The organism is Zhengella mangrovi (assembly GCF_002727065.1).
Lineage (GTDB): Bacteria > Pseudomonadota > Alphaproteobacteria > Rhizobiales > Rhizobiaceae > Zhengella > Zhengella mangrovi.
In genome coordinates, this window is record NZ_PDVP01000012.1 from 65,634 (window position 1) to 87,796 (window position 22,163).

Here is a 22,163-nt window from a genome sequence, read left to right on the forward strand (position 1 = left end):
GGCGCCGGCTTTCTCCAAGGCCGGCGCCACGCCCTTCAGGACGAAGGGAAGTCGTAAAGGCGGGCCGGGTTGTCCACCAGGATACGGCGCCACTCAGCAGGATCATCGAACCATTGACGTATCGTGTCCAACATGTCGGCCGGGTCGATGTCGCGATAGGGAAGTTCTGCCGGATCGGCCTCTGCGACCCCGGCATGGTGCGGCGAATGCGGCCAGTCGGATCCCCAGACGATGCGATCCGGGTTGGCATGGTAAAGGTCGCGGGCGAGGTCGCGAATGGCCACTTTCGCGTTCGGGTCGGAAAGCCTGTAGGTGCCCGAGACCTTGACCCATCCGCGCCCGCTCTCAAGCAGCGAACGGATGATGGCTTCCGCGTGGGCGCCCCGCTCGACCGGCGACAGCAGGCCGAAGTGATCGAACACGACGGGCACGGGCAGGCCGGTCAGGTCCGCTTCAAGCGCGGAGATGACCGCGGGCGTGGTGAAGAGCTGGATGTGCCAGCCGTTGCGTTCGCATTGCCGCACCGTGGTCGCCAGCCGCTCGCGCGCCAGCGCAGGGTCGTTCAGACCGGTCGTGTTGAGGTTGACCCGGATCCCGCGCACCCCCTGCGCATGCATGGCGTCGAGGTCGCGGCCCGCCATGTCGGCCGGCGGAACGGCAACGCCGCGGGCGCAGTCGCCGAGTGTCTTGAGCCCGTCCAGCATGCAGGTGTTGTCCGTGCCGTAGACGCTGAACTGGACCAGCACGATCCGGTCGCTGCCGACCCTGTCCATCATCGCGCGCATCGTCTCCGGCGTCGCCGGTTTCGGTGTGAAGGCACGCGGCGTGACCATCGGGTAACGGTCGCGCGGACCGGCCACATGGGTGTGGCAATCGGTGGTGCCCGGAGGCGGAAACGGCAGATCCATTGGTTCAATTTCCCGGTTTCAAAACTGGGGTCAGCATAGCAAAAAGCACCTGGAGGCGCATCAGGAAATTCATGCAAGCCATTGAAAAAACGATTATAAACAAGCCCGATCTGCAAGATCTGGCGACCGCAGCCCTGTGCGCGTTCGGGGTCGAACGGCAGCATGCGGACGAGGCCGCCAACATCCTCGTCCTTGCCGACATGATGGGGTTGCACACCCACGGCACGGCCCGCGTCGTCTCCTATGGCGAACGCATGCGCATCGGCGGCATCGACCCCCGCGCGAACATTGCCGTCGTGGATATCGCGCCCGCCATGGCCATCGTCGAGGGGAACAACGGCCTCGGTCCGGCCATCGGCGCGGTGGCGCTGAGAGCGGCGATGGAGAAGGCGGCGCAGACCGGCATGGCAGCCGTGTTCTGCCGCGGCTCGAACCACTTCGGCCCGATCGCCCCTTACGCCTGGATGGCGGCACAGGAGGGCTTCGCCTCGATGATTGCCTCCAACGCGACGACGACCATCGCGCCGAGCGGTGGCCGGGAGGCGCGCCTTGGCAACAATCCGCTCGGTTTCGGCTTTCCCAACCCCGTAGGCAAACCGGTCATCCTCGACATGGCCATGTCGGTCGTCGCCCGCGCCAAGATCCGCGATGCCGCCAAGGCGGGACAGGCGATCCCGGACACATGGGCGACGGACGCGGACGGGCGGCCAACCACCGATCCGAACGTCGCCCTGAAGGGATTCCTGTCGCCTGTCGGCGGCTACAAGGGCTATGGCCTGTCGCTTTGCGTGGACCTGATGACCGGGCTTCTCTCCGGCGCGTCCTACCTCACCCGGGTCAGGTCGTGGAGCAATGAGCCGGAAGCGCCGCAGGACCTGGGCCACACCTTCATCCTGATCGATACCAGGAGACTGATGCCGGTGGGTTCCCTCGCCGGGCGGATGAATGATTTTGCCGCGATCATCCACGAGACCCCGCCGGTGGACGAGGCCGTCCCGGTCATGCTGCCGGGAGAACGGGAAATGCGCAATCTCGCCGCCGCCGAGGCAAGCGGGGTCGCCTTGCCGTCAGACCTTTTGGAAGACCTGAGCCGGCTGGCCGGACACGCTTGAGGCCGGGGCAGGGCGGCCCGGTCCGACGGGAACCGCCCTGACGCCAAATGGCTGGCATTCTTGCGGCTTGAAAAGCAAAAGGCAGGGCCATGGCCCTGCCTTTTTTCAGCCGTCCGGCCCGGAAGTCCGGGCCGGGCTGGTTTCGTCAGTCCTCAGCTGCAGCCGCTCGTCGAGCCGCAGGTGTCGCACTTCTCGCAGGTGCCGTTGCGCACCATGGTGAAGTTCTGGCACTCGGGGCAGGAATTGCCGGTATAGCCCTGCATGATCGCCTTGGCGCGGCGGTCGCTTTCCACCTTCCTGGCTTCCGCCTTGGCTGTCTCGGCATCGGCCTGGGCGTCGTCGGAGAAAAGTTCCTCCATCTCCACCTCGTCCTCGAACTCCTTCGCGCGCTCCTCGTAGTCTCGCTTGAAGGCGGTCGATTCCTCGCGCAGTTCCAGCACGTTGGACTTCGGCGCGACCGCCACGGCGGCCGAGGCGGCAACCGCGCGCACCGGCGCAGCGCCCGAGCCCTTGGGGGCAGGCGATCCGACCGATCCCTTGGGCGTGTCCGTCCCGGTGACGACCTTGAGCGTGGCGCCCCGGGTCAGCCCCTTGGAAACCGGCTGCAGCTTGCCCTCGGTGATGCCCTTGCCGAGCGCCGTGTTGGTGAAGTCCGACGTGTCGACATGGGCAAGGTCGTGCCGGCCGAGGTAGGAAACCGCCAGTTCGCGGAACGTGTAGTCGAGGATCGACGTGGCGTTCTTGATGGCATCGTTGCCGATGACCATGCCGGCCGGTTCGAACTTGGTGAAGGTAAACGCCTCGACATATTCCTCAAGCGGCACGCCGTACTGCAGGCCGAGCGAGATGGCGATGGCGAAATTGTTCATCATCGCGCGGAAGGCCGCGCCTTCCTTGTGCATGTCGATGAAGATCTCCCCGAGCCGGCCGTCGTCGAACTCGCCGGTGCGCAGGTAGACCTTGTGACCGCCGACCACCGCCTTCTGGGTATAGCCCTTGCGCCGGTTCGGCAGCTTCTCGCGTTCGCGCGACACCTTCTCGACGATACGCTCGACGATCTTCTCGGTCACCGTGGCGGCGGCTGCCGCCTTCGGCGCTTCCACGATCGCCTCCAGCGCGTCCTCGTCCTCCTCGTCCTCGATCAGCGAGGCATTGAGCGGCTGCGACAGCTTGGAGCCGTCACGATAGAGCGCGTTGGCCTTCAGCGCCTTCTTCCAGGAGCGAAGGTAAGCCGACTTGCAATCGTCCACCGTCGCGTCGTTCGGCATGTTGATGGTCTTGGAGATCGCACCGGAGATGAACGGCTGCGCGGCCGCCATCATGTCGATATGGCTCTCGACCGACAGGTAGCGCTTGCCGATCTTGCCGCACGGATTGGCGCAATCGAAGACCGGCAGGTGCTCGTCCTTCAGGAAGGGCGCGCCTTCCAGCGTCATGGCACCGCAGACGTGGATGTTGGCCGCCTCGATTTCCTTCCGGGTGAAGCCCAGCGCCGGCAGCATCTCGAAGGAGAAGTCGTCGAGCTGCTCGTTGGTCAGGCCGAGCGTGTGCAGGCAGAAATCCTCGCCCAGCGTCCACTTGTTGAAGGCGAACTTGATGTCGAAGGCGCTCTTCAGCGCGGTGTTCAGTGCCGCGATCTTGTCGTCGGTGAACCCCTTGGCCTTCAGCGTCGAGGGGTTGATGCCCGGCGCCTGGTTCAGGTTGCCGTGGCCCACGGCATAGGCCTCGATCTCCGCGATCTGGTTTTCCGCGTAGCCGAGCGTGCGCAGGGCCGCCGGAACGGCGCGGTTGATGATCTTGAAGTAGCCACCGCCGGCGAGCTTCTTGAACTTCACCAGGGCGAAGTCCGGCTCGATGCCCGTCGTGTCGCAGTCCATCACCAGGCCGATCGTGCCGGTCGGGGCGACGACGGTGGCCTGCGCGTTGCGGTAGCCGTTCTTCTCGCCAAGGTCCAGCGCCAGGTCCCAGGCACGGGTGGCATGTTCGATCAGCGCTTCATCCGGGCAGCTTGCATGGTCGAGCGGAACCGGCGCCACCGCCAGGTCCTCGTAGCCGTCGCCGAGGCCATGCGCGGCCCGGCGATGGTTGCGGATGACGCGAAGCATGTGCTTGGCATTCGGCTTGTAGGCGGGGAAGGCGCCCAGTTCGCCGGCCATCTCCGCCGAGGTGGCATAGGCGACACCGGTCATGATCGCGGTCAGCGCGCCGCAGATGGCGCGGCCTTCCGGGCTGTCATAGGGAATGCCCGAGGTCATCAGCAGGCCGCCGATGTTGGCGAAGCCGAGGCCGAGCGTGCGGTACTCGTAGGACAGCTTGGCGATCTGCTTCGACGGGAACTGCGCCATCATGACGGAGACTTCCAGCACGATCGTCCACAGGCGCACTGCGTGCTCGTAGTCGGCGATGCGCACACGGCCGGTTTCCACGTCCTTGAACTGCAGCAGGTTCAGCGAGGCCAGGTTGCACGCCGTGTCGTCCAGGAACATGTATTCCGAGCACGGATTGGAGGCGCGGATCGGGCCGGCCGCCTTGCAGGTGTGCCAGTCGTTCATGGTCGTGTTGAAGTGCAGGCCCGGATCGGCCGACGCCCAGGCCGCATGGCCGATGCGCTCCCACAGGTCGCGCGCCTTCAGCGTCTTGGCGACCTTGCCGTCGATGCGATTGATGAGGTTCCAGTCGCCATCGTCCTCGACCGCGCGCAGGAAGTCGTCCTTCAGCGAGACCGAGTTGTTGGAGTTCTGGCCGGAAACCGTCAGGTAGGCCTCCGAATCCCAGTCGGTGTCATAGGTCTTGAACTCGATCGACGTGTAGCCCTGCCGGGCGAACTGGATCACCCGCTTGACGTAGTTCTCCGGAACCTGGTCACGCTTGGCTTCGCGGATCGCGCGCTTCAGCGCGGTGTTGATCTTCGGATCGTAGCAGTCGTCGTCATGGCCCTCGCAGTTCACGCAGGCCTTCATGATGGCGGTCAGGTGCTTCTTGACGATCTTGGAACCGGTGACGAGCGCGGCGACCTTCTGTTCCTCGTTCACCTTCCAGTCGATATAGGCCTCGATGTCCGGGTGATCGATGTCGACGACCACCATCTTGGCGGCGCGCCGCGTGGTGCCGCCCGACTTGATCGCGCCGGCGGCGCGGTCGCCGATCTTCAGGAAGCTCATCAGGCCGGAGGACTTGCCGCCGCCCGACAGCCGTTCGCCTTCGCCACGCAGGTGCGAGAAGTTGGAACCGGTGCCCGAACCGTACTTGAACAGCCGCGCCTCGCGCACCCACAGGTCCATGATCCCGCCGTCATTGACCAGGTCGTCGCCGACGGACTGGATGAAGCAGGCATGCGGCTGGGGATGTTCGTAGGCGGAATCCGACTGCTTCAGCTTGCCGGTGAAGGGATCGACGTAGAAATGGCCCTGGCCGGGTCCGTCGATGCCATAGGCCCAGTGCAGGCCGGTGTTGAACCACTGCGGCGAATTTGGCGCGACCATCTGCGCGGCCAGCATGTAGGACAGCTCGTCCATGAAGGCGGCCGCGTCGTCTTCCGAATTGAAGTAGCCGCCCTTCCAGCCCCAGTAGGTCCAGGTCCCGGACAGGCGCGTGAAGACCTGGCGCGCATCGGTTTCCGACCCGTAGCGCTCGTCTTCCGGCAGCTCTGCCAGGGCATCCTTGTCGGCGACCGACCGCCACAGGAAGGAGGGGACGTCGTTTTCCTCGACCTTTATCAGGCGCGCCGGCACGCCGGCCTTGCGGAAATATTTCTGCGCCAGGATATCGGCAGCCACCTGCGAGAACTGGGCCGGCACGTCGATGTTGTCCAGCCGGAAGACGACCGAGCCGTCCGGGTTGCGAATCTCGCTTGTCGCCTTGCGGAATTCCAGCCCGCCAAAGGCTCCGCTTTCCTTAGTGGTGAACCGCCGTTCAATGCGCATCTTTCCAGGTCCCCTTCGTTGTCCGGTCCTCGTCCCGGACGCTAGATGTTGTGGCCCGTCCTGGCCTGTCTGGCCCATGTCCGCCGGGACATGCACCCGTTGTCGTCAAATGGCGCGGAAAGCCGGACAAGATCCGGTGTTCCGGCTGCCCAAGCGGCCCAATCGCCCGCTTCCCCGTCCAGTTTTTTGTGATTCCCTAAATCAGGGATGGTCACTTTATCTTGGGTCCAGATTTGTCGCAAACACTAAATATAGTGTTAATACCCTGTTTACACACCCTCTTGCGGACCCAATTCCGGAAAAGCCGTCATGGCTCCGCCGGCACCGGGAAGCCTGTGCTCCGCGGCTTGAAAACGCTTGAAACTGAGTGGAAGACAGCGCGACTGAAACGGCGCGCCCACGCCCGAACTCCGACCCTGAGGCCATAAAAAATGACTCGCCCCGGACCGTCAAGCACTCGTTCCTTTAAACTTGTGTGACGCTACATCTTGTATGTGGGAGGGTGTGGATATCGGGGAGGGACGACGATTGTTATCCACCGTCGGGAAAGGAAAGCGCCTGCCGGCCGGACCCGTCCTGCGGGCAGGCCACGGGCGTTCCGCCAGGCAGCCGGCAGGATACCGGCACCCGTTCCCGGATACCGGCCCGCAAGAAAACTGGAGGTTGGACTTGACTTGCGCCGCGGGTCCCGGCCGGCCTCAGGCGAACAGCCGGAGGACGGTAAAGATCAGCGCGGCGAGAGCGGCCGCGGCCGGCACCGTGATGACCCAGGCCGCGGCGATCGTCGTCACGTGGGCGCGGCGCACCAGCCGGCGGCGCTGGATCTCGTCCTGGCCGGTATCCGGCTCGTCTTCCCACGGCCGCTCGGCCGCTTCCCAGGCCTTTTCCAGCTTGCCGGCGGCCGCCTTGCGTTCAGCTTTCAGCTTGCCCTGCTTGCGTTCGAGATAGGCCCGCCGGCGTTTCGAATTGGCCGTGTACCACTCGCGGAAGAAGCCGACGCCGAACACCGCGCCCACCGCGATATGGGTGGAGGATACGGGAAGCCCGAGCCAGGAGGCGATGATGACGGTGATGGCCGCCGACAGCGCCACGCAATAGGCCCGCATCGGGTTGAGCTTGGTGATCTGCTCCCCAACCATGCGGATGAGCTTCGGACCGTAGAGCAGCAGGCCGACCGAGATGCCGATGGCGCCGATCACCATGACCCAGAGCGGAATGCCGACCTTGGCCGCCACGTCGCCCTCCATCGCGGTATGCACCACCGCGGCCAGCGGGCCGACGGCATTCGCCACGTCGTTGGCGCCATGGGCAAACGACAGCAGGGCAGCGGAAAAGATCAATGGCAGGCGGAACAGCTTGCGCAGCGACTGGTTGCGATTCTCCATGCCTTCCGACTGCTGCCGGATCATCGGGCTGACGACGGTCCATGCCACGATGGCCGTTCCGATGCCGAGGAACAGGATGGCCGGACCGGAAAGCTTCACCAGGTGCTTCAGGCCTTTCATGGCCAGGTAGGCCGCGAAGGCCCCGGCCATGATGGCGATGAGCACCGGCACCCAGCGGCGCGCCGCTGCAATCTTGTCGTCCTGGTAGATGATGAAGGCCTTGATGAAGGCGAGGAAGGCGGCGGCGATGATGCCGCCGAGGATCGGCGAGATCACCCAGCTCGCCGCGATGGCGCCCATGGTGGGCCAGTTCACCGCCGCGATGCCGGCCGCGGCGATGCCTGCCCCCATGACGCCACCGACCACCGAATGCGTGGTGGAGACGGGCGCGCCGATCCAGGTGGCGAGGTTGACCCAGAGCGCCGACGAGATGAGAGCCGCCATCATCGCGGCGACAAAAACATCCGGGTTGGCCACCGAGGCAGGCGCGATGATGCCCTTGGAAATGGTCGAGACGACATCGCCGCCGGCAATCAGGGCGCCGGCGCTTTCGCAGACAGCGGCCAGAACCAGCGCGCCGCCCATCGTCATGGCGCGCGAACCGACCGCCGGGCCGACGTTGTTGGCGACATCGTTGGCGCCGATGTTGAGCGCCATGTAGGCGCCGATGGCCGCTGCCGCGATCACCGTGAGCGCGCCGGCGCCCGATCCCGCGTAGAGACCGGCGAACACGGCCGACAGCGCCAGGAAGGCGAGGGCGACGCCGGGAGCGACGAGCCCCCGCGACAGCGTGACGGTCGCTTCCTCGATGCGGGTGAGCTTGCCGAGATCCTTGTCCAGAGTGTGCTTGCGAAGCGGTGGCTTGTTCGCTGGCATGTCGGCTCCCGGGCGTCCTTGCATGATCGTTCCGACCGCCATATCGCGGAGACTTCACGTCCCGCAAGGGCATTGTCACAAAACTGTCATAAAAGGCGATTCAGCCTTGCGATTTGGCTGGTTTTCCACCGAAACCTGCGATCAGTTCGCCAAGGTCGGGCTCGTCCACCAGGCTCGCCGCCTTGGCGACGGGAAACCATTTCCGCTGGCGCTGATCGCTCTCCGGCCAGTCCTTGGCCAGCTTGCGCACCCTCAGGGCGAAGACGTGAACCTCGCAACGCCGCAGCACGCCGTTGCGCAATTCCTTGTCGTAGAAATAGACGCCGGTCTTGTCCTCGTCCGCCGGGCCTTCGACGCCGGCTTCCTCGGCCGCCTCGCGCGCGGCCGATTCGCTCATCGTCTCGCCCTTTTCCGGCCAGCCCTTGGGAAGCACCCAGCGGCCGGTACCGCGGCTGGTGATCAGCAGGATCTCGATCTCCTTGCCGGATTTGCGCCAGGGCAGGGCCGCAGACTGCAAGGCCGCCTCCGGCCCGCCAAGCACACGGCGGACGCCTTCGAGCATGCGAATGCGTGTCTGGTTGGTGATCATGGCTTCAAGATAGGTGGTCGGAAAGGAATGGCCAGTGAAGAACCATGCCTTGGACGATTCACATGACAGTCATGTGACAATTCCATTCAGGATTGCACCGCCGCGCCGCGTGGCGAGGCGACGAACGGTAGGGCAGGGAAGGGGCGGCCTGCGTTCGCCCTCAGCCCTTGTGTCCCTCGGCAATCGGTTCCTGGTAGGAAAAGCCCATGTCCCAGGGGAAATAGATCCAGGTGTCCTGGCTGACCTCGGTGACGAACGTGTCGACCAGCGGCACGCCCTTCGGCTTTGCATAGACGGTGGCGAAATGGGCCCTCGGCATCATTGCCCGCACGATGCCGGCCGTCTTGCCGGTATCCGTCAGGTCGTCGACGATCAGAACGCCTTCGCCCTCGTTCTCCAGGATGGAGGCCGAGACGTCCTTGAGCACCTTCAGTTCACCCTGCTCGGTATAGTCGTGGTAGGAGGCGATCGACACGGTCTCGATCACGCGGATGTTCAGCTCCCGCGAGATGATCGCCGCCGGCACAAGCCCGCCGCGCGTGATGCAGACGATGGCATGGTATTTCTCCGCCTTGCCGGACAGGCGCCAGGCGAGCGCGCGCGCATCGCGATGAAACTGGTCCCAGGAAACGGGGAAGGCTTTTTCCGGCAACGACATCTGGGGCCTCATCCTTGAGCGAAAAACGGTGGAAACGCAGATAGCGCAAAAGCGGCGGCGCGGGCAAGGCGGCAATCCGTCCGGCCCGCCATGTCCGCGCGGGTATTGCGCTCAGCCAAGCATGGCCTTGAGATGGGCGACGACGGAGCGGGCCAGCGCTGACGGCTCGTAGCCCCCTTCCAGCATCGACAGCAGGCGTCCGCCGCAATGCGTCCGGGCGATGGCCACGAGCTCCTCGGTGACCCAGCCGTAATCGGCCTCGGTCAGCTTCAGGCCCGACATGTCGTCGAGGATGTGGGCATCGAACCCGGCCGAAACGAAAATGAACTGTGGCCGGAACGCGTCCAGCGCCGGCAGCCAGTGCTCGCGGATCTGGCGGCGGAACTCCGCCCCGTCGGCGCCGGCGGAAAGCGGAACGTCGACGAGGTTCTTTGTGTCCGATTCGTGCCCGGTGTAGGGATAGAAGGGATGCTGGAACGACGAGCAGAACAGCACGCGCTCGTCGTTCTTGAAGATGTCCTCGGTGCCATTGCCATGATGCACGTCGAAATCGACGATGGCGACGCGCTCCAGCCCGTAGGTCTCGAGGGCATGGGCGGCGGCGACGGCGATGTTGTCGAACAGGCAGAATCCCATCGCCTTGGCATATTCGGCATGGTGGCCAGGGGGGCGAATGGCGCAGAACACCGGGTTGGCTTCACCGCGCATGATCAGGTCGACGCCCATGATGCCGGCCCCGGCGGCACGCAGGGCCGCCTGCAGCGTGTCCTTGGACATCACCGTGTCGCCGTCGATCTCGACCGAGCCCTCGTCCGGTGCCATGTCGAAGACGCGTTCCACATAGGCCGGGTCATGGGCCCGCGCGAGCTCTTCGCGCGTGGCCAGCGGCGCATCGTAGTGCCGGATCACGAAGTCCAGGCCGGACATGATGATCTGGTTATTGATCGCGTAGAGCCGGTCGGCATGGTCCGGATGATGGCTTCCCGGATCGTGCAGCAGGCAATCGTTGTGCGAAATCATTGCGAGCATGGGCGCCCCCTCCCTCTGGCCGGCCCCGGGATCGGTTCCTAGAGCCAGCGTTCCACGATGATGATGTCGCGCTCGTCCGGCGAACGGCGCATGGTGAAGCCCAGTCCTTCCATCAGCTTGAGCATCCCGCGGTTCTCGGCCAGCACGGTGCCCTCCATGATCGAAAGCCCGCGTTCGCGTGCCTCGTCCATCAGCGCCTGCATCAGGCGTGTGCCGATGCCCTGGCCCTGGACCTTGTCGGAAACCACGATGGCGAATTCGCAGGACTTGCCGTCCGGGTTGATCGCGTGGCGTGCCACGCCGACCTGGGTGGGCTCCCCGTCGATCTCGGTGATCGCGATGAGCGCCATCTCGCGGGCATAGTCGATGTGCGTGAACCGCGCCAGCATGGTCGGCGTCAGGTCGTTCAGGGCATGCATGAAGCGGAACTTGCGGGCCTGGTCGGAGAGGTTGTGTACGAACTCGCGTTCACTCTCGGCGTCTTCGGGGCGGATCGGCCGGATGGTCAGCAGGCGGCCGTCCGGCAGCATCTCCTCGCGTTCCAGGTAGCGCGGGTAAGGCGCGATGGCGACGTGCTCGTAGCGCCCCTGGGTCGCCGGCGGGCGCGACACGCGGATGCGCGCGTCCACGGCGATGACCCCGTCGGGTCCGGCAAACAGCGGATTGATGTCCAGTTCCTCGATCTCCGGAATCTCGCAGACCATGTCGGAAATCCGCATCAGAACCTGGATGACGGCCTCGCTGTCGGCCGGCGGCGCATCGCGGTAGGCTTCCAGCAGGCGGGAAACGCGGGTGCGGCGGATCAGGCGCTTGGCCAGGACCTCGTTGAGCGGCGGCAGCGACACGGCGCTGTCTTCGAGGATTTCCACCATCTTGCCGCCGGCGCCGAACACGATGGTCGGACCGAAGACGGGATCGCGCGATGCCCCGGCGATCAGTTCGCGGGCATGGGGATAATCGACCATGGATTCCACCGTCACGCCCTTGATCTCGGCATCCGGACGCGCCTTGCGGGCGTTCTCCATGATCGAGCGGACCACCGCGTGCAGCGTGCCGGCGCTGTTGACGTTGGTGCGCACGCCGCCGACGTCCGACTTGTGGGTGATCTGCGGCGAGTTGATCTTCACCGCCACCGGGAATCCCACCGTCTGGGCCGCGATCAGCGCCTTGGCGGGCGTGTCGGCCTCGATCGTCGTGTTGACGGGAATGCGGAAGGCCCGCAGCACGGCCTTCGATTCCAGGTCGGACAGCATTTCGCGTCCTTCGGAGAGCACCTGCTGGATGATCATCCGTGCGCCCTGGAGATCCGGCGATTCGAGATCGGAGAGCGGGCTGGCCAGTTCGAGCGCCATGCGCCGGTTCAATTCGTGCCGGGCGAGGTAGAAAAAGCCCTCGATGGCACGCTCCGGCGTGATGAAATCCGGGATGCCGTTGGATGAAAGCAGCTTGCGGGCTTCGTGAACATTGGTCTCGCCCATCCAGCAGGCCAGGATCGGCTTGCGGTTGCGGGGCGGAATGGCATCGAGAACCGCCTGCGCGGCCTCCACCGGACTGGTCATGGCCTGCGGCGTCAGCAGCACGAGCACGCCGTCGAAGGCCTTGTCGGCGAGCGCGGCCTTCACTGCCGCGCCATAGGCCTCCGGCCCGGCGTCGCCGAGAATGTCGATCGGGTTCGATTTCGACCAGTAAGGCGACAGCACCTTGTCGAGCGTTTCGACCGTTTCGGGCGAGGGGACGGGCACGTTGATATGCATGTCGCCGGCCCGGTCCGCCGCCAGCACGCCGGCACCCCCGCCATTGGTGATGATGCCGAGATTGTTGCCTGCCGCGCGCTTGCCTGCCGACAGGATTTCGGCCGCAGCGAACAACTGGCCATAGGTGTGCGCGCGGACCGCGCCGGTACGTTCCAGCGCGGCGTTGAACACCGCGTCCGAGCCGATCAGGGCGCCGGTATGCGTATGGGCTGCCTTGGACGACTGGTTGTGGCGCCCGGCCTTCAGCACGATCACCGGCTTGATCTGCGCCGCGACCCGGAGCGCCGACACGAACGAGTGTGCGTGACGCACCCCTTCGACGTAAAGCAGGATGGCGTCGGTCTTCGGGTCGGTCGCCAGGAAGTTCAGCACGTCGCCGAAATCGATATCGACGGAATTGCCGAGCGATACCATGGCGGAGAATCCGAGATCCTGGGGTTCGGCCCAGTCGGCGATGGCCGAGCACAGCGCCCCGGATTGCGACACCAGCGCCAGACGCCCTTTCGGCGGTGCCGACTTCAGGAAGGTGGCATTGAGGTCGAGCCACGGGCGCACGATGCCGACGCAATTGGGGCCGACGAAGCGGATACCGTAGCGCCGCGCGATCTGGGCCAGTTCCGTCTCGCTGTCGTGGCCTGCTTCGCCGGTCTCGCCGAAACCGGCGGAAAGGACAACGGCGTGGTGAATGCCGGCCTCGCCGCACTGGCGCAGGATCTTGGCCACGGTCTTGCCCGGCGTCGCGATGACGGCGAGGTCGATATCGCGTTCGGCGGCGGCAATGGTCGGAAAGCAGGGCTTGCCCAGAACCTTGTCATGCTTCGGATTGATGGCGATCAGTTCGCCGGAATAACCTCCCTCGATGAGGTTGGCAAAAACCTTGGCGCCGACGGAATCACTTGATTCGGATGCCCCGAAGACCGCGACGGATTCGGGATTGAAGAGCGGGGAGAGTTGAGTGGGTCCCATGACTGGATTGCCTGCCGCGCGCTTGCCCGGCCTTTCGTATTCGGACTGGTCTCTGGGCAGGGCGCTTCCGCCACGGCCCGGTTCCCGGTCATTCTCGTTGATTGTCATGACAGCCTGATCTCCCCCCGGCAGCCACAACCCGTTACAGGTGCGCAGTAAAACCCGGCGCCCGTCCCATGACAAGCGCCGGGTCTCGTGATCGGAAATTGGGTTCAGCGCGACATCAGCGTGATGCACGGCATGGATTCGAGCACCGTCCGGGTCACGCCGCCGAACAGCCGTTCCGAGAGGCGCGAATGGGAATAGGCGCCCATGACGAGCAGGTCGGCCTGCGTGTCGGCGAGGCGGTTCTCGATGATCGCCGACACCGGAATCCCGTCGGAAATCTGGGTTTCGGTCTTCACGTTGGCGCCGTGGCGCGACAGGACCGAGGCGATCTCGGCCCCGGCGAGCGCAGGCGTCTGGTCATTGCCGTTCGGATCGACGGTGAAAACCTCGACCTCGTTGGCGCCCATGATGAAGGGCAGCGCGTCGAACGTGGCGCGAGCCGCCTCGCGGGTGGCATTCCAGGCAACGACCACGCGGTCGATGCGCGCCGGAATCCTGGCCGCATAGGGAACGAACAGCACCGGCCGCCCGCTCTCGAAAATCACCCGCTCGATCTCGGCGCTGAGCTTGCTGGCGCCCTTGCCGTCCGGCTGGCCAACCACGATCAGGTCGGCGCAGCGCGCGCTGTCGATGACGGCCCGCGACGTGTCCATGCTGCGGGTCGAGGCAGAACGCCATTCGCAAAGCACGTCCTCGCGCTTGGCGCGCTCGCGGAACCGGTCGGCCATGGTGGCCATCCGTTCTTCGAACCGTTCGGCCAGTTCGACCTGCTTGTTCATCTGCGCATAGTAGGCAGGCGCCGCGATCGCCGCACGATCCGGCTCGGCATGAAAGCCGATCAGGTGGGCCCCGAACAGGCTGGCAATCGGGAATGCGGTGTCGAGCACCCGGTCTTCGTCGGCGGGGCTTTGCAGGAACGCCAGGATCGTCTTGTAGCTCATCGTCCTCTCCTTCACGCCGCGACCTGGTCCTTGGTCATCATTCAGGCCCGGCTGATGGAGCGGACCATGCCTTCGGCAGTGCACAAATTCCTTGATGTCGGTCAAAGCGGGAGCATTGAAAAAACAAAAAACCCGCCGGCAGACCGGCGGGTCGATGCAGTCTCGTCAAAATGCTGTCAGCGCGACATCAGGGTGATGGCGGGCATGGATTTCAGCACGGTCCGTGTCACGCCGCCAAACAGGCGTTCCGCCAGGCGCGAATGGGAATAGGCACCCATCACCAGCATGTCCGCCTGCGTGTCGGCGAGCCGGTTCTCGATGATGGCAGACGCCGCCACGCCGTCGGAGATCTGTGTTTCCACCGACACTTCGACGCCATGGCGTGCCAGGACGGCTGCGATTTCCGCCCCGGCGACCGCGCTGCTCTGGTCGGCATTGTTGGGCGGATCGACTGTGAAGACCTCGACCGATCCGGCTTCGCGCAGGAAGGGAAGCGCGTCGAAGGCGGCACGGGCAGCCTCGCGGGTGCCGTTCCAGGCAACGAGGATCTTGTCCAGTTTGGCGGGCATTTTCGCCGCGTAGGGCACGAAGAGAACCGGGCGGCCGCCTTCGAACAGCAACGCTTCAACGTCGTCGGCAGGGGCCGCCGCGTTTCCGGGTTCGGGCTGCCCGACGATCACGAGGTCCGCGCAATAGGCGGACGACAGGGCGGCCACGGCGCTGTCACCGATGAAGCTCTCCATGTCGCGCCATTCCAGCGAGACACCGGCGGCGCGTGCCTTTTCCGTCATCTTTTCCTTGAGGTCGCGGGCTCTCTCGCGCCCTTCCTCGAGATTTGTTTCCAGAACGCCCGCGTCGGGAAAACCGATCGGCGTCGCATAGGCGGCCGCGCTCGGCTCGGCATGGACGGCGATGATGTGGCTGTCATGCTGGCTGCCGACCAAGATGGCGGTTTCGAGCACGCGTGCCCCCGTTTCCGCATCGGGAATGATCGTGACGATCGTCTTGTAGGTCATTGGTTTCTCCCTTCTTCGGACCCGTGCACGGCCGGCTTTGCCTGCCTGCGGTATCCCTCCATGGCCGCGACCATGCAGGACGAGATTTCACCCTGCCTTGATCGGCGTCAATGCCTACATGTTCGGGGCCCCGGCCGTCACGCGGTCCTGGACCATGGCCTCGACCGCGGCGACGGCGGGCGCGAGCACATCCTGCGAACGTGCCCGGACGACGATATCGGTCCAGAAACGGGTCCCTTCGTATTTCGGGTAGGAGCCGATGATCGTTTCCGGATGTTCCTTCTGTATGACGCCAAGGCGATCCCCGATGGTTCCTTCGCCGAAGGGACAATGGACCGACTGGGAAATCAGCCGGGCGCCGGTTTTCAGGGTCGGCATCACGTTGTCGAGCATCGCCTGGAAAATCGAGGGCACACCGGCCATCACGTGGACATTGCCGATGACGAAGCCGGGTGCGACCGAAATCGGGTTCTCGATGTGCCGGGCGCCGTGTGGCATGCGCGCCATGCGCCGGCGCGCCGGGGTGAAGTCCATGCCGCGCTTGTCGTAGTGGGCGGCAAGAAGCCGTTCGGCCTCGCTGTCGGTCTCGCAAGGCACCCCGAAGGCTGCCGATATGGAATCGGCGGTGATATCGTCATGCGTCGGCCCGATCCCGCCGGACGTGAACACGTAGGTGAAACGCGCGCGCAGGGCGTTGACCGCTTCGACGATGGCCGGCTCGTCATCGGGCACGACCCGGATCTCCTTCAGGTCGATGCCGACAGCGGTCAGCATGTCGGCCAGATGCCCGGCGTTGCGGTCCTTCGTCCTGCCGGACAGGATTTCGTCGCCGATGACCACCATGCCGGCCGTAATGATTTCGCTCATGCACATATGCTCCGGTTTCCGCGCGCGGAGGTTCGGTCATGCCGCCCATCCTGGCAAGCATGCTTTTTCATGAACAATCTGTCGTTCATCGTTCATCTTTCAATCTCGAATCCAGACGATATCTGCCCTCCTGAAAAGCCGGTCCCGGCGGGATCGGCCAACAAGGAGATTGGAAATGACGAAAGTACTCGTTCTCTATTACAGCAGCTGGGGTCACATGGAAGCCATGGCCCGATCCGCGGCCGAAGGCGCGCGGGAAGCGGGCGCCGATGTCACGGTCAAGCGCGTTCCCGAACTCGTTCCGGAGGAAGTGGCGAGGGCAGCGCACTACAAGCTGGATCAGGAAGCGCCGGTTGCCGAACCGCTGGAACTGGCCGACTATGATGCCGTCATCTTCGGCATTTCCACCCGTTACGGCATGATGGCTTCGCAGCTGAAGAATTTCCTCGACCAGACCGGCCCGCTCTGGGCGAAGGGCGCGCTGGTGAACAAGGTGGCTTCCGTCATGGCCTCCACCGCCACGCAGCACGGCGGCGCGGAACTCGCCCTGATCACCACCCAGGCCGCGCTTCAGCATCATGGCATGATCATCGTTCCGCTTTCCTATGCCTACCAGGACCAGGTCGGCAACGACGTCGTGCGTGGCGGTGCGCCCTACGGCATGACCACGACCAGCAACAGCGACGGTTCGCGCATGCCGTCCGACCAGGAACGCGACGGCGCCCGGTTCCAGGGCCGCCGTGTCGCGGAAATTGCCGCGAAGCTTGCCGGCTGACATCCCTCGACCGGACCGGGGCACCATCGGCGCCCCGGTTTTCGTGTACGGTCTGCATTGCAGCCGCGGCCAACATGGGCCACAGTCCCGGACGAGGCATTGAACGTGGGGACATGCGGAATTCATGGGTGCGACGCTTCTTCTGTCGACAGTTCTCGGCCTGCTGGCTGTCGCACTTCACATCTGGTGGTATGCGCGAAAGACCCGCGGCATCGCGCAGTTCGCCGAAACGATGGTGCCGCCGACCGGCCGCTTCGTCACGGTCCGGGGCCGCAAGTTCCACATCGAGGATCGCGGGCAGGGGCGGCCGATCGTGTTTGTCCACGGCCTGGCCGGAAACCTGCACCATTTCGACATTCCGCTGTGGCCGTCCATGGGCCAGGGATACCGCCTGATCGCCATCGACAGGCGCGGGTCGGGTTACTCCGAGCAGGACTGGGGGGACGACGGCGCGATCACCACCCATGCCGCTGACATTGCGGCCATCCTCGATGAACTGGGCGTCGAGAAAGCGCTCTACGTCGGTCATTCGCTGGGGGGTGCTGTCTCGTTGGCCGCGGCGCTGACCACGCCTGAAAAGGTGGCCGGCCTTGCCCTGATCGCGCCCCTGACCATGCACGTACCGGATATCGCTCCGCAGTTCCGCCCGCTGTTCATCCGGTCACCGCGCATGCGCAAGTTCCTGGCGCATACCTACGCCATTCCCGCTGCCGTCAAGGCCACCGAGGAGACGCTCGATTTCGTCTTCGGCCCGCAGCAGCCGCCGGACGATTTCGCTGTCGGCGGGGCAGCCCTGACCGGCGTTCGCCCGTCCCATTTCTATGCCGCGTCGACCGACTTCGTCTCGGTCGAGCGCGCCATGCCGGAAGTGGGCGAGCGCGTGGGCGAGATTACCGTCCCGACCGGCATCCTGATCGGCACGGCCGATCGCGTGCTGGATTACCGCCGCCAGGCCCTGACGATGGAAAAGCGGCTGCCGGGCACGGATGTCCGCCTTCTCGACGGGGTCGGGCACATGGTCCAGTACGCGGCGCCCGAGGAAACCGCTGCCTTCGTCAAGGCCATGGCGGCCCGCGCCTTCCCGGCTTGATTGAATCGCCCGGTCAGGATACCGGTCTCACCCGTGCCCCCTTGGTGGAACTGGTAGACACAAGGGACTTAAAATCCCTCGGCCCTAGGCCGTGCCGGTTCGAGCCCGGCAGGGGGCACCATGTTCCGGTCCGGACCGTCAATCCTTGAGCGCGGCGAGCAGCATTTCCAGCGCGTGGACAACCGTTGCCCGGCGGACGCCGGCGCGGCCGGCGTCTGCAAAGATCCGGTGCTGCGTGAGGACCGGTTCACCGGCCCTGGCCAGACCGAACCATACCAGCCCGACAGGCTTTCCGGGCGAACCGCCGCCGGGGCCGGCGATCCCGGTCACGGAGACGGCGAGTCCTGCCCGCGAGCGCGCGAGCGCACCCGCCGACATTTCCGCCGCTGTTTCGGCGGACACGGCGCCGAAGCGCGCAAGGGTTTGCACCCTGACGCCGAGCATCTCCTGCTTGGCCTCGTTGGAATAGGTCACGAAGCCGCGGTCGACAACGTCCGACGACCCCGCGATATCGGTCAGGGCGCCCGCAATCATGCCGCCGGTACAACTCTCCGCCGTCGCGATCATCACGCCGCGCTCCCGTGCTGCCGCTAGGACGGCGCTTGCAAGCGCTTCCGTGACCGCGCTCATTCAGGCACCTCGCCGGGATAGACCACGCTGGCCGTGGCGATGGCGGCAATGCCTTCCCGGCGGCCGACGAAACCCATCTTCTCGTTGGTGGTGGCCTTGATGGAAACACGGTCCGCGCCGGTCCCCAGCATGGCGCATAGCGCCTCGGTCATCGCCGCGCGGTGAGGGCCGACCTTCGGTGCCTCGGCAATCAGCGTGATGTCGGCATTGGCGATCCGGCCGCCCCTGGCCTTCACGAGCCCGACGGCATGCTCGACGAAAATCCGCGATGGCACTCCCTTCCATTGCGGGTCGGACGGCGGAAAGTGCGTTCCGATGTCCCCGGCGCCGATGGTCGCCAGAAGCGCGTCCGTCAGGGCGTGCAGTCCGACATCGGCGTCGGAGTGTCCCGAAAGGGTCCTGTCATGCGGGATTTTGACGCCGCAAAGCCAGACGTGGTCGCCCGGGCCGAACGTGTGCACGTCGTAGCCGTTACCGGTCCGGACATCCGGAAACGTGGCGCCCAGGATGCGTTCTGCCATGGCAATGTCCCTCGGCCAGGTGATCTTGATGTTGTCGGGCGAGCCGGCGACGAGACGGACGGGCAGGCCGGCCCATTCGGCGATCGCCGCGTCGTCGGTGAAGCGGGCATGACCCTGCGCCTTCGCGCGCCGGTGCGCGTCCAGGATGAATGCGAAAGGAAAGGCCTGCGGCGTCTGGGCGCCATGCAGCCGGTCACGGGCGATGGTTCCGGCGACATGGCCCGCATCGTCGGCCTTCTTGAGCGTGTCGGAAACCGGTACGGCCGCCAGCACGCCGGAGTCCGGTGACATTGCATCCAGCACGCGGTCGATGATCGCGTGATCGCAGAAGGGGCGGGCGCCATCATGGATCAGCACGTGGTCCGGCACATCGCCGGCCAGGGCCTCCAGCCCGTTGAGGACCGAATCCTGCCGGTCCGCACCGCCGACGACGGCCGAAACGCGGCGCGGATCAAGGCCCGCGGCAGCCTCGGCAAAAAGCGCGGCATCGTCGCCGTGGATCACGACGACGATTCGCCGGATGGCCGGATGCGTGACATACCGATCCAGCGCATGGCGCAGCACGGCCTTGCCCCCGATCCGCCGGTATTGTTTCGGCCCGTCCGCCTGGCCGGCCCGTTCGCCGCGGCCCGCAGCCACGATGATTGCGTCGATCCGTTGTTCTGCCATGTTCGCCCTGTTCCTGACCCATCCTTGCACCGGCCGGGCCAAAGGCATAGTCGGCAACGCGTGCCGGCGCCACCCTGCCAGACGCTTTCCTGCGGTGCGACGAATATTCGCGATTGCATCGGAATGGGAAACTGTCTAGAAAACAGGCAGACAAAAGAATGCACGAAAATTAATCATGCCCAACCTGGCAGCACTTGCGCAACCCTTGACGATTGGCTCGGTCGCCGTCCCGAACCGGGTCTTCCTGGCACCGATGTCGGGCGTCACGGACCAGCCGTTCCGCCTGCGCGCCCACCGGGCCGGCGCGGGCCTGACCATATCGGAAATGGTCGCGTCTGGCGAGTTGGCGAAAGGGCGGGCCGAATCGGTGCGCCGCATCCGGCTGGCAGGCGTGCCGGTGCAGTCCGTTCAGCTCGCCGGCCGGGAGGCGGAGGCCATGGCCGAAGGCGCCCGGATCGCCGAGGAGGGCGGGGCCGACATCATCGACATCAACATGGGCTGTCCGGCGAAGAAGGTAACCGGAGGCTATTGCGGTTCCGCGCTGATGCGCGATCCGGACCATGCCCTGTCGCTGGTCAGCGCGGTCGTCGCTGCCGTGTCCGTGCCGGTCACGCTGAAGATGCGCCTTGGCTGGGATGACGACAGCCGCAACGCGCCGCTGATCGCCCGCATGGCGCAAGATGCCGGCGTGGCGATGATCACCGTGCATGGCCGCACACGCCAGCAGTTCTACAAGGGCAGGGCGGACTGGCGCGCCATCCGCGCCGTGCGCGAGGCCGTGTCGGTTCCCCTGGTGGCCAATGGCGATGTCGAATGCGCGGAGGATGCCGCCGAAATCCTGGAACAGTCCGGTGCGGATGCGGTGATGATCGGGCGCGGCCACTACGGCCAGCCCTGGCTTGCCGGAACGATCGCGGCGCGCGCGATGAGCCCGTCTGCTGCCCGGGCTGCTCCTGCATCGCGCCGCGACCTCGCGGCCTACGTTGTGGAGCACTACCGTGACATGCTCGACCTCTACGGTGAGCAATCCGGCCTGCGCCAGGCACGCAAGCATCTGGGCTGGTACCTCGACCGCCATGCGGCCTTCTGCCCCGCGCAGACCCGCGCGGCCATCATGACCGGAACCGATCCGGAAGCCGTCATCGCGGCCCTCGAGCTCGCCCTGACAGAAGACGCCTTTTTCACGAAACGGAGTGCCGCATGAAGCCGGCCGCACAGTCCATGCCGAGCACGGCCGATCCGGCCCAGCTCGTTCTCAACACCATCCGCCATCCCGTCATCATGGTCGACGAGGGCGGCTACATCACCTTTGCCAATGCCGATGCGGAATCTTTCTTCCGCTCGTCCTCGGCCATCCTGGCGCGCAACCGGCTCGACCAGTTCATTCCGTTCGGCTCGCCACTGGCGACCCTCGTGGAGCAGGTCCGCGAGCGGCGCGCGCCGGTCAATGAGTACCGCGTCGACATTTCCTCTCCGCGGCTCGGTCCCGACAAGGTGGTCGACATCTACGTCGCTCCGGTGATCGAGATGCCGGGCTCCGTCGTGGTGATGTTCCAGGAACGCACCATGGCCGACAAGATCGACCGCCAGATGACCCATCGCGGCGCGGCGCGCTCGGTCACGGGTCTGGCCGCCATGCTGGCCCACGAGATCAAGAATCCGCTGTCGGGCATCCGAGGCGCGGCGCAATTGCTCGAACTCTCCGCTTCCGACGAGGACCGCGGCCTGACCCGGCTCATCATGGACGAGACCGACCGCATCGTCGCGCTGGTCGATCGCATGGAGATCTTCTCCGACGAACGGCCGATCGACCGGACCCCGGTCAACATCCACGTCGTCCTCGACCACGTGAAGGCACTGGCCAAGAACGGCTTTGCCCGCAAGTTCCGCATCCACGAGGACTACGACCCGTCGCTTCCGCCCGTATTCGCCAACCGCGACCAGCTCGTCCAGATCTTCCTGAACCTGGTGAAGAACGCCGCCGAGGCCCTTGGCGACCGTGCCGACGGCGAGATCACGCTTTCCACCGCATTTCGCCCGGGCATCCGCCTGTCTGTGCCCGGCACTGCCGAGCGCGTGTCGCTGCCGCTCGAATTCTGCGTCCGCGACAACGGCCCCGGCGTGCCGGACGATATCCTCCCCTATATCTTCGATCCGTTCATCTCCACCAAGACGAACGGATCGGGACTTGGCCTCGCGCTGGTGGCCAAGATCGTCGGCGAGCATGGCGGCGTCATCGAATGTGACACCTCGTCCCGCGGAACCACCTTTCGCATCCTCATGCCGGCCTGGAAGCCGGGAAGCAAAGAGTCCGGCGAGCCCCTGCCGGCAACGGAGATCTGATCC

The 22,163-nt window shown here is 65.4% G+C and carries 17 protein-coding genes and 1 tRNA gene; 6 read left to right on the forward strand and 12 right to left on the reverse strand.

Going from position 1 to position 22,163, the window contains the following annotated elements; genetic code table 11:
* Nucleotides 1-35: 35 nt before the first annotated feature.
* A complete protein-coding gene (locus CSC94_RS17170; RefSeq protein WP_099307602.1) occupies nt 36-908 on the reverse strand; it encodes an amidohydrolase family protein in 873 nt (290 codons plus the stop codon).
* Between the two features lie 71 nt (nt 909-979).
* Here CSC94_RS17170 and CSC94_RS17175 point away from each other — a divergent pair, with 71 nt between their 5' ends.
* Nucleotides 980-2,020, forward strand: a complete 1,041-nt coding sequence (locus tag CSC94_RS17175) for an Ldh family oxidoreductase (RefSeq protein ID WP_099307603.1) — start codon at nt 980-982, stop codon at nt 2,018-2,020.
* A gap of 152 nt (nt 2,021-2,172) precedes the next feature.
* On the opposite strand, the gene CSC94_RS17180 is transcribed toward CSC94_RS17175, so the two are convergent.
* From CSC94_RS17180 to CSC94_RS17220, 9 genes are all read right to left on the reverse strand, one after another.
* Nucleotides 2,173-5,943 carry a vitamin B12-dependent ribonucleotide reductase gene (locus CSC94_RS17180; RefSeq protein WP_099307604.1) on the reverse strand — a complete coding sequence of 1,257 codons (3,771 nt, stop codon included), beginning with the start codon at nt 5,941-5,943 and terminating at the stop codon, nt 2,173-2,175.
* A gap of 698 nt (nt 5,944-6,641) precedes the next feature.
* On the reverse strand, nt 6,642-8,204 hold the full coding sequence (locus tag CSC94_RS17185; RefSeq protein ID WP_099307657.1) for an inorganic phosphate transporter: 1,563 nt from the start codon (nt 8,202-8,204) through the stop codon (nt 6,642-6,644).
* Between the two features lie 100 nt (nt 8,205-8,304).
* The gene (locus CSC94_RS17190; RefSeq protein WP_099307605.1) at nt 8,305-8,793 is read right to left on the reverse strand and encodes an NUDIX hydrolase; all 489 of its coding nucleotides are present in this window, start codon (nt 8,791-8,793) and stop codon (nt 8,305-8,307) included.
* 160 nt (nt 8,794-8,953) lie between these two features.
* Nucleotides 8,954-9,451, reverse strand: a complete 498-nt coding sequence (gene gpt, locus CSC94_RS17195) for a xanthine phosphoribosyltransferase (RefSeq protein ID WP_099307606.1) — start codon at nt 9,449-9,451, stop codon at nt 8,954-8,956.
* Between the two features lie 111 nt (nt 9,452-9,562).
* Entirely contained in the window at nt 9,563-10,480 is a 918-nt protein-coding gene (locus CSC94_RS17200; protein WP_099307607.1) for a histone deacetylase family protein, read from the reverse strand.
* A gap of 38 nt (nt 10,481-10,518) precedes the next feature.
* The gene (locus CSC94_RS17205; protein WP_205853345.1) at nt 10,519-13,308 is read right to left on the reverse strand and encodes a bifunctional acetate--CoA ligase family protein/GNAT family N-acetyltransferase; all 2,790 of its coding nucleotides are present in this window, start codon (nt 13,306-13,308) and stop codon (nt 10,519-10,521) included.
* 104 nt (nt 13,309-13,412) lie between these two features.
* Complete coding sequence (locus CSC94_RS17210; protein ID WP_099307608.1) at nt 13,413-14,249, reverse strand: universal stress protein; 837 nt, start codon at nt 14,247-14,249, stop codon at nt 13,413-13,415.
* 176 nt (nt 14,250-14,425) lie between these two features.
* The gene (locus tag CSC94_RS17215) at nt 14,426-15,265 is read right to left on the reverse strand and encodes a universal stress protein (protein WP_099307609.1); all 840 of its coding nucleotides are present in this window, start codon (nt 15,263-15,265) and stop codon (nt 14,426-14,428) included.
* Nucleotides 15,266-15,379: 114 nt separating this feature from the next.
* Entirely contained in the window at nt 15,380-16,132 is a 753-nt protein-coding gene (locus tag CSC94_RS17220) for a competence/damage-inducible protein A (protein WP_099307659.1), read from the reverse strand.
* Nucleotides 16,133-16,307: 175 nt separating this feature from the next.
* Between CSC94_RS17220 and wrbA the strand changes: the two genes are divergently transcribed.
* The 3 genes from wrbA (at nt 16,308) to CSC94_RS17235 (ending at nt 18,118) form a co-directional block, all read left to right on the forward strand.
* A complete protein-coding gene (gene wrbA, locus CSC94_RS17225) occupies nt 16,308-16,907 on the forward strand; it encodes an NAD(P)H:quinone oxidoreductase type IV (protein WP_099307610.1) in 600 nt (199 codons plus the stop codon).
* Nucleotides 16,908-17,031: 124 nt separating this feature from the next.
* A complete protein-coding gene (locus CSC94_RS17230; RefSeq protein ID WP_099307611.1) occupies nt 17,032-17,997 on the forward strand; it encodes an alpha/beta fold hydrolase in 966 nt (321 codons plus the stop codon).
* Between the two features lie 35 nt (nt 17,998-18,032).
* Nucleotides 18,033-18,118: transfer RNA gene (locus tag CSC94_RS17235), tRNA-Leu, on the forward strand.
* Nucleotides 18,119-18,135: 17 nt separating this feature from the next.
* On the opposite strand, the gene CSC94_RS17240 is transcribed toward CSC94_RS17235, so the two are convergent.
* Both CSC94_RS17240 and CSC94_RS17245 read right to left on the reverse strand, forming a co-directional pair.
* On the reverse strand, nt 18,136-18,627 hold the full coding sequence (locus CSC94_RS17240; RefSeq protein ID WP_099307612.1) for a CinA family protein: 492 nt from the start codon (nt 18,625-18,627) through the stop codon (nt 18,136-18,138).
* The gene (locus tag CSC94_RS17245) at nt 18,624-19,817 is read right to left on the reverse strand and encodes a bifunctional 2-C-methyl-D-erythritol 4-phosphate cytidylyltransferase/2-C-methyl-D-erythritol 2,4-cyclodiphosphate synthase (protein WP_205853346.1); all 1,194 of its coding nucleotides are present in this window, start codon (nt 19,815-19,817) and stop codon (nt 18,624-18,626) included. The genes CSC94_RS17240 and CSC94_RS17245 overlap by 4 nt, the downstream gene beginning before the upstream one ends.
* Before the next feature lie 175 nt (nt 19,818-19,992).
* Here CSC94_RS17245 and dusB point away from each other — a divergent pair, with 175 nt between their 5' ends.
* Together dusB and CSC94_RS17255 are read left to right on the forward strand one after the other, a co-directional pair.
* Nucleotides 19,993-21,021: a tRNA dihydrouridine synthase DusB gene (dusB, locus tag CSC94_RS17250; protein ID WP_099307614.1), complete on the forward strand. Its 1,029-nt coding sequence runs from the start codon at nt 19,993-19,995 to the stop codon at nt 21,019-21,021.
* On the forward strand, nt 21,018-22,160 hold the full coding sequence (locus CSC94_RS17255) for a two-component system sensor histidine kinase NtrB (RefSeq protein ID WP_099307615.1): 1,143 nt from the start codon (nt 21,018-21,020) through the stop codon (nt 22,158-22,160). Before dusB ends, CSC94_RS17255 begins: the two co-directional genes overlap by 4 nt.
* Nucleotides 22,161-22,163: the final 3 nt, after the last annotated feature.

Excerpts from the sequence above, each read along its gene's own strand:
- CSC94_RS17170 (WP_099307602.1), bottom strand. The coding sequence starts at position 908 with ATGGATCTGCCGTTTCCGCCTCCGGGCACCACCGATTGCCACACCCAT.
- CSC94_RS17175 (WP_099307603.1), top strand. The coding sequence starts at position 980 with ATGCAAGCCATTGAAAAAACGATTATAAACAAGCCCGATCTGCAAGAT.
- CSC94_RS17180 (WP_099307604.1), bottom strand. The coding sequence starts at position 5,943 with ATGCGCATTGAACGGCGGTTCACCACTAAGGAAAGCGGAGCCTTTGGC.
- CSC94_RS17185 (WP_099307657.1), bottom strand. The coding sequence starts at position 8,204 with ATGCCAGCGAACAAGCCACCGCTTCGCAAGCACACTCTGGACAAGGAT.
- CSC94_RS17190 (WP_099307605.1), bottom strand. The coding sequence starts at position 8,793 with ATGATCACCAACCAGACACGCATTCGCATGCTCGAAGGCGTCCGCCGT.
- gpt (WP_099307606.1), bottom strand. The coding sequence starts at position 9,451 with ATGTCGTTGCCGGAAAAAGCCTTCCCCGTTTCCTGGGACCAGTTTCAT.
- CSC94_RS17200 (WP_099307607.1), bottom strand. The coding sequence starts at position 10,480 with ATGCTCGCAATGATTTCGCACAACGATTGCCTGCTGCACGATCCGGGA.
- CSC94_RS17205 (WP_205853345.1), bottom strand. The coding sequence starts at position 13,308 with ATGACAATCAACGAGAATGACCGGGAACCGGGCCGTGGCGGAAGCGCC.
- CSC94_RS17210 (WP_099307608.1), bottom strand. The coding sequence starts at position 14,249 with ATGAGCTACAAGACGATCCTGGCGTTCCTGCAAAGCCCCGCCGACGAA.
- CSC94_RS17215 (WP_099307609.1), bottom strand. The coding sequence starts at position 15,265 with ATGACCTACAAGACGATCGTCACGATCATTCCCGATGCGGAAACGGGG.
- CSC94_RS17220 (WP_099307659.1), bottom strand. The coding sequence starts at position 16,132 with ATGAGCGAAATCATTACGGCCGGCATGGTGGTCATCGGCGACGAAATC.
- wrbA (WP_099307610.1), top strand. The coding sequence starts at position 16,308 with ATGACGAAAGTACTCGTTCTCTATTACAGCAGCTGGGGTCACATGGAA.
- CSC94_RS17230 (WP_099307611.1), top strand. The coding sequence starts at position 17,032 with ATGGGTGCGACGCTTCTTCTGTCGACAGTTCTCGGCCTGCTGGCTGTC.
- CSC94_RS17240 (WP_099307612.1), bottom strand. The coding sequence starts at position 18,627 with ATGAGCGCGGTCACGGAAGCGCTTGCAAGCGCCGTCCTAGCGGCAGCA.
- CSC94_RS17245 (WP_205853346.1), bottom strand. The coding sequence starts at position 19,817 with ATGGCAGAACAACGGATCGACGCAATCATCGTGGCTGCGGGCCGCGGC.
- dusB (WP_099307614.1), top strand. The coding sequence starts at position 19,993 with ATGCCCAACCTGGCAGCACTTGCGCAACCCTTGACGATTGGCTCGGTC.
- CSC94_RS17255 (WP_099307615.1), top strand. The coding sequence starts at position 21,018 with ATGAAGCCGGCCGCACAGTCCATGCCGAGCACGGCCGATCCGGCCCAG.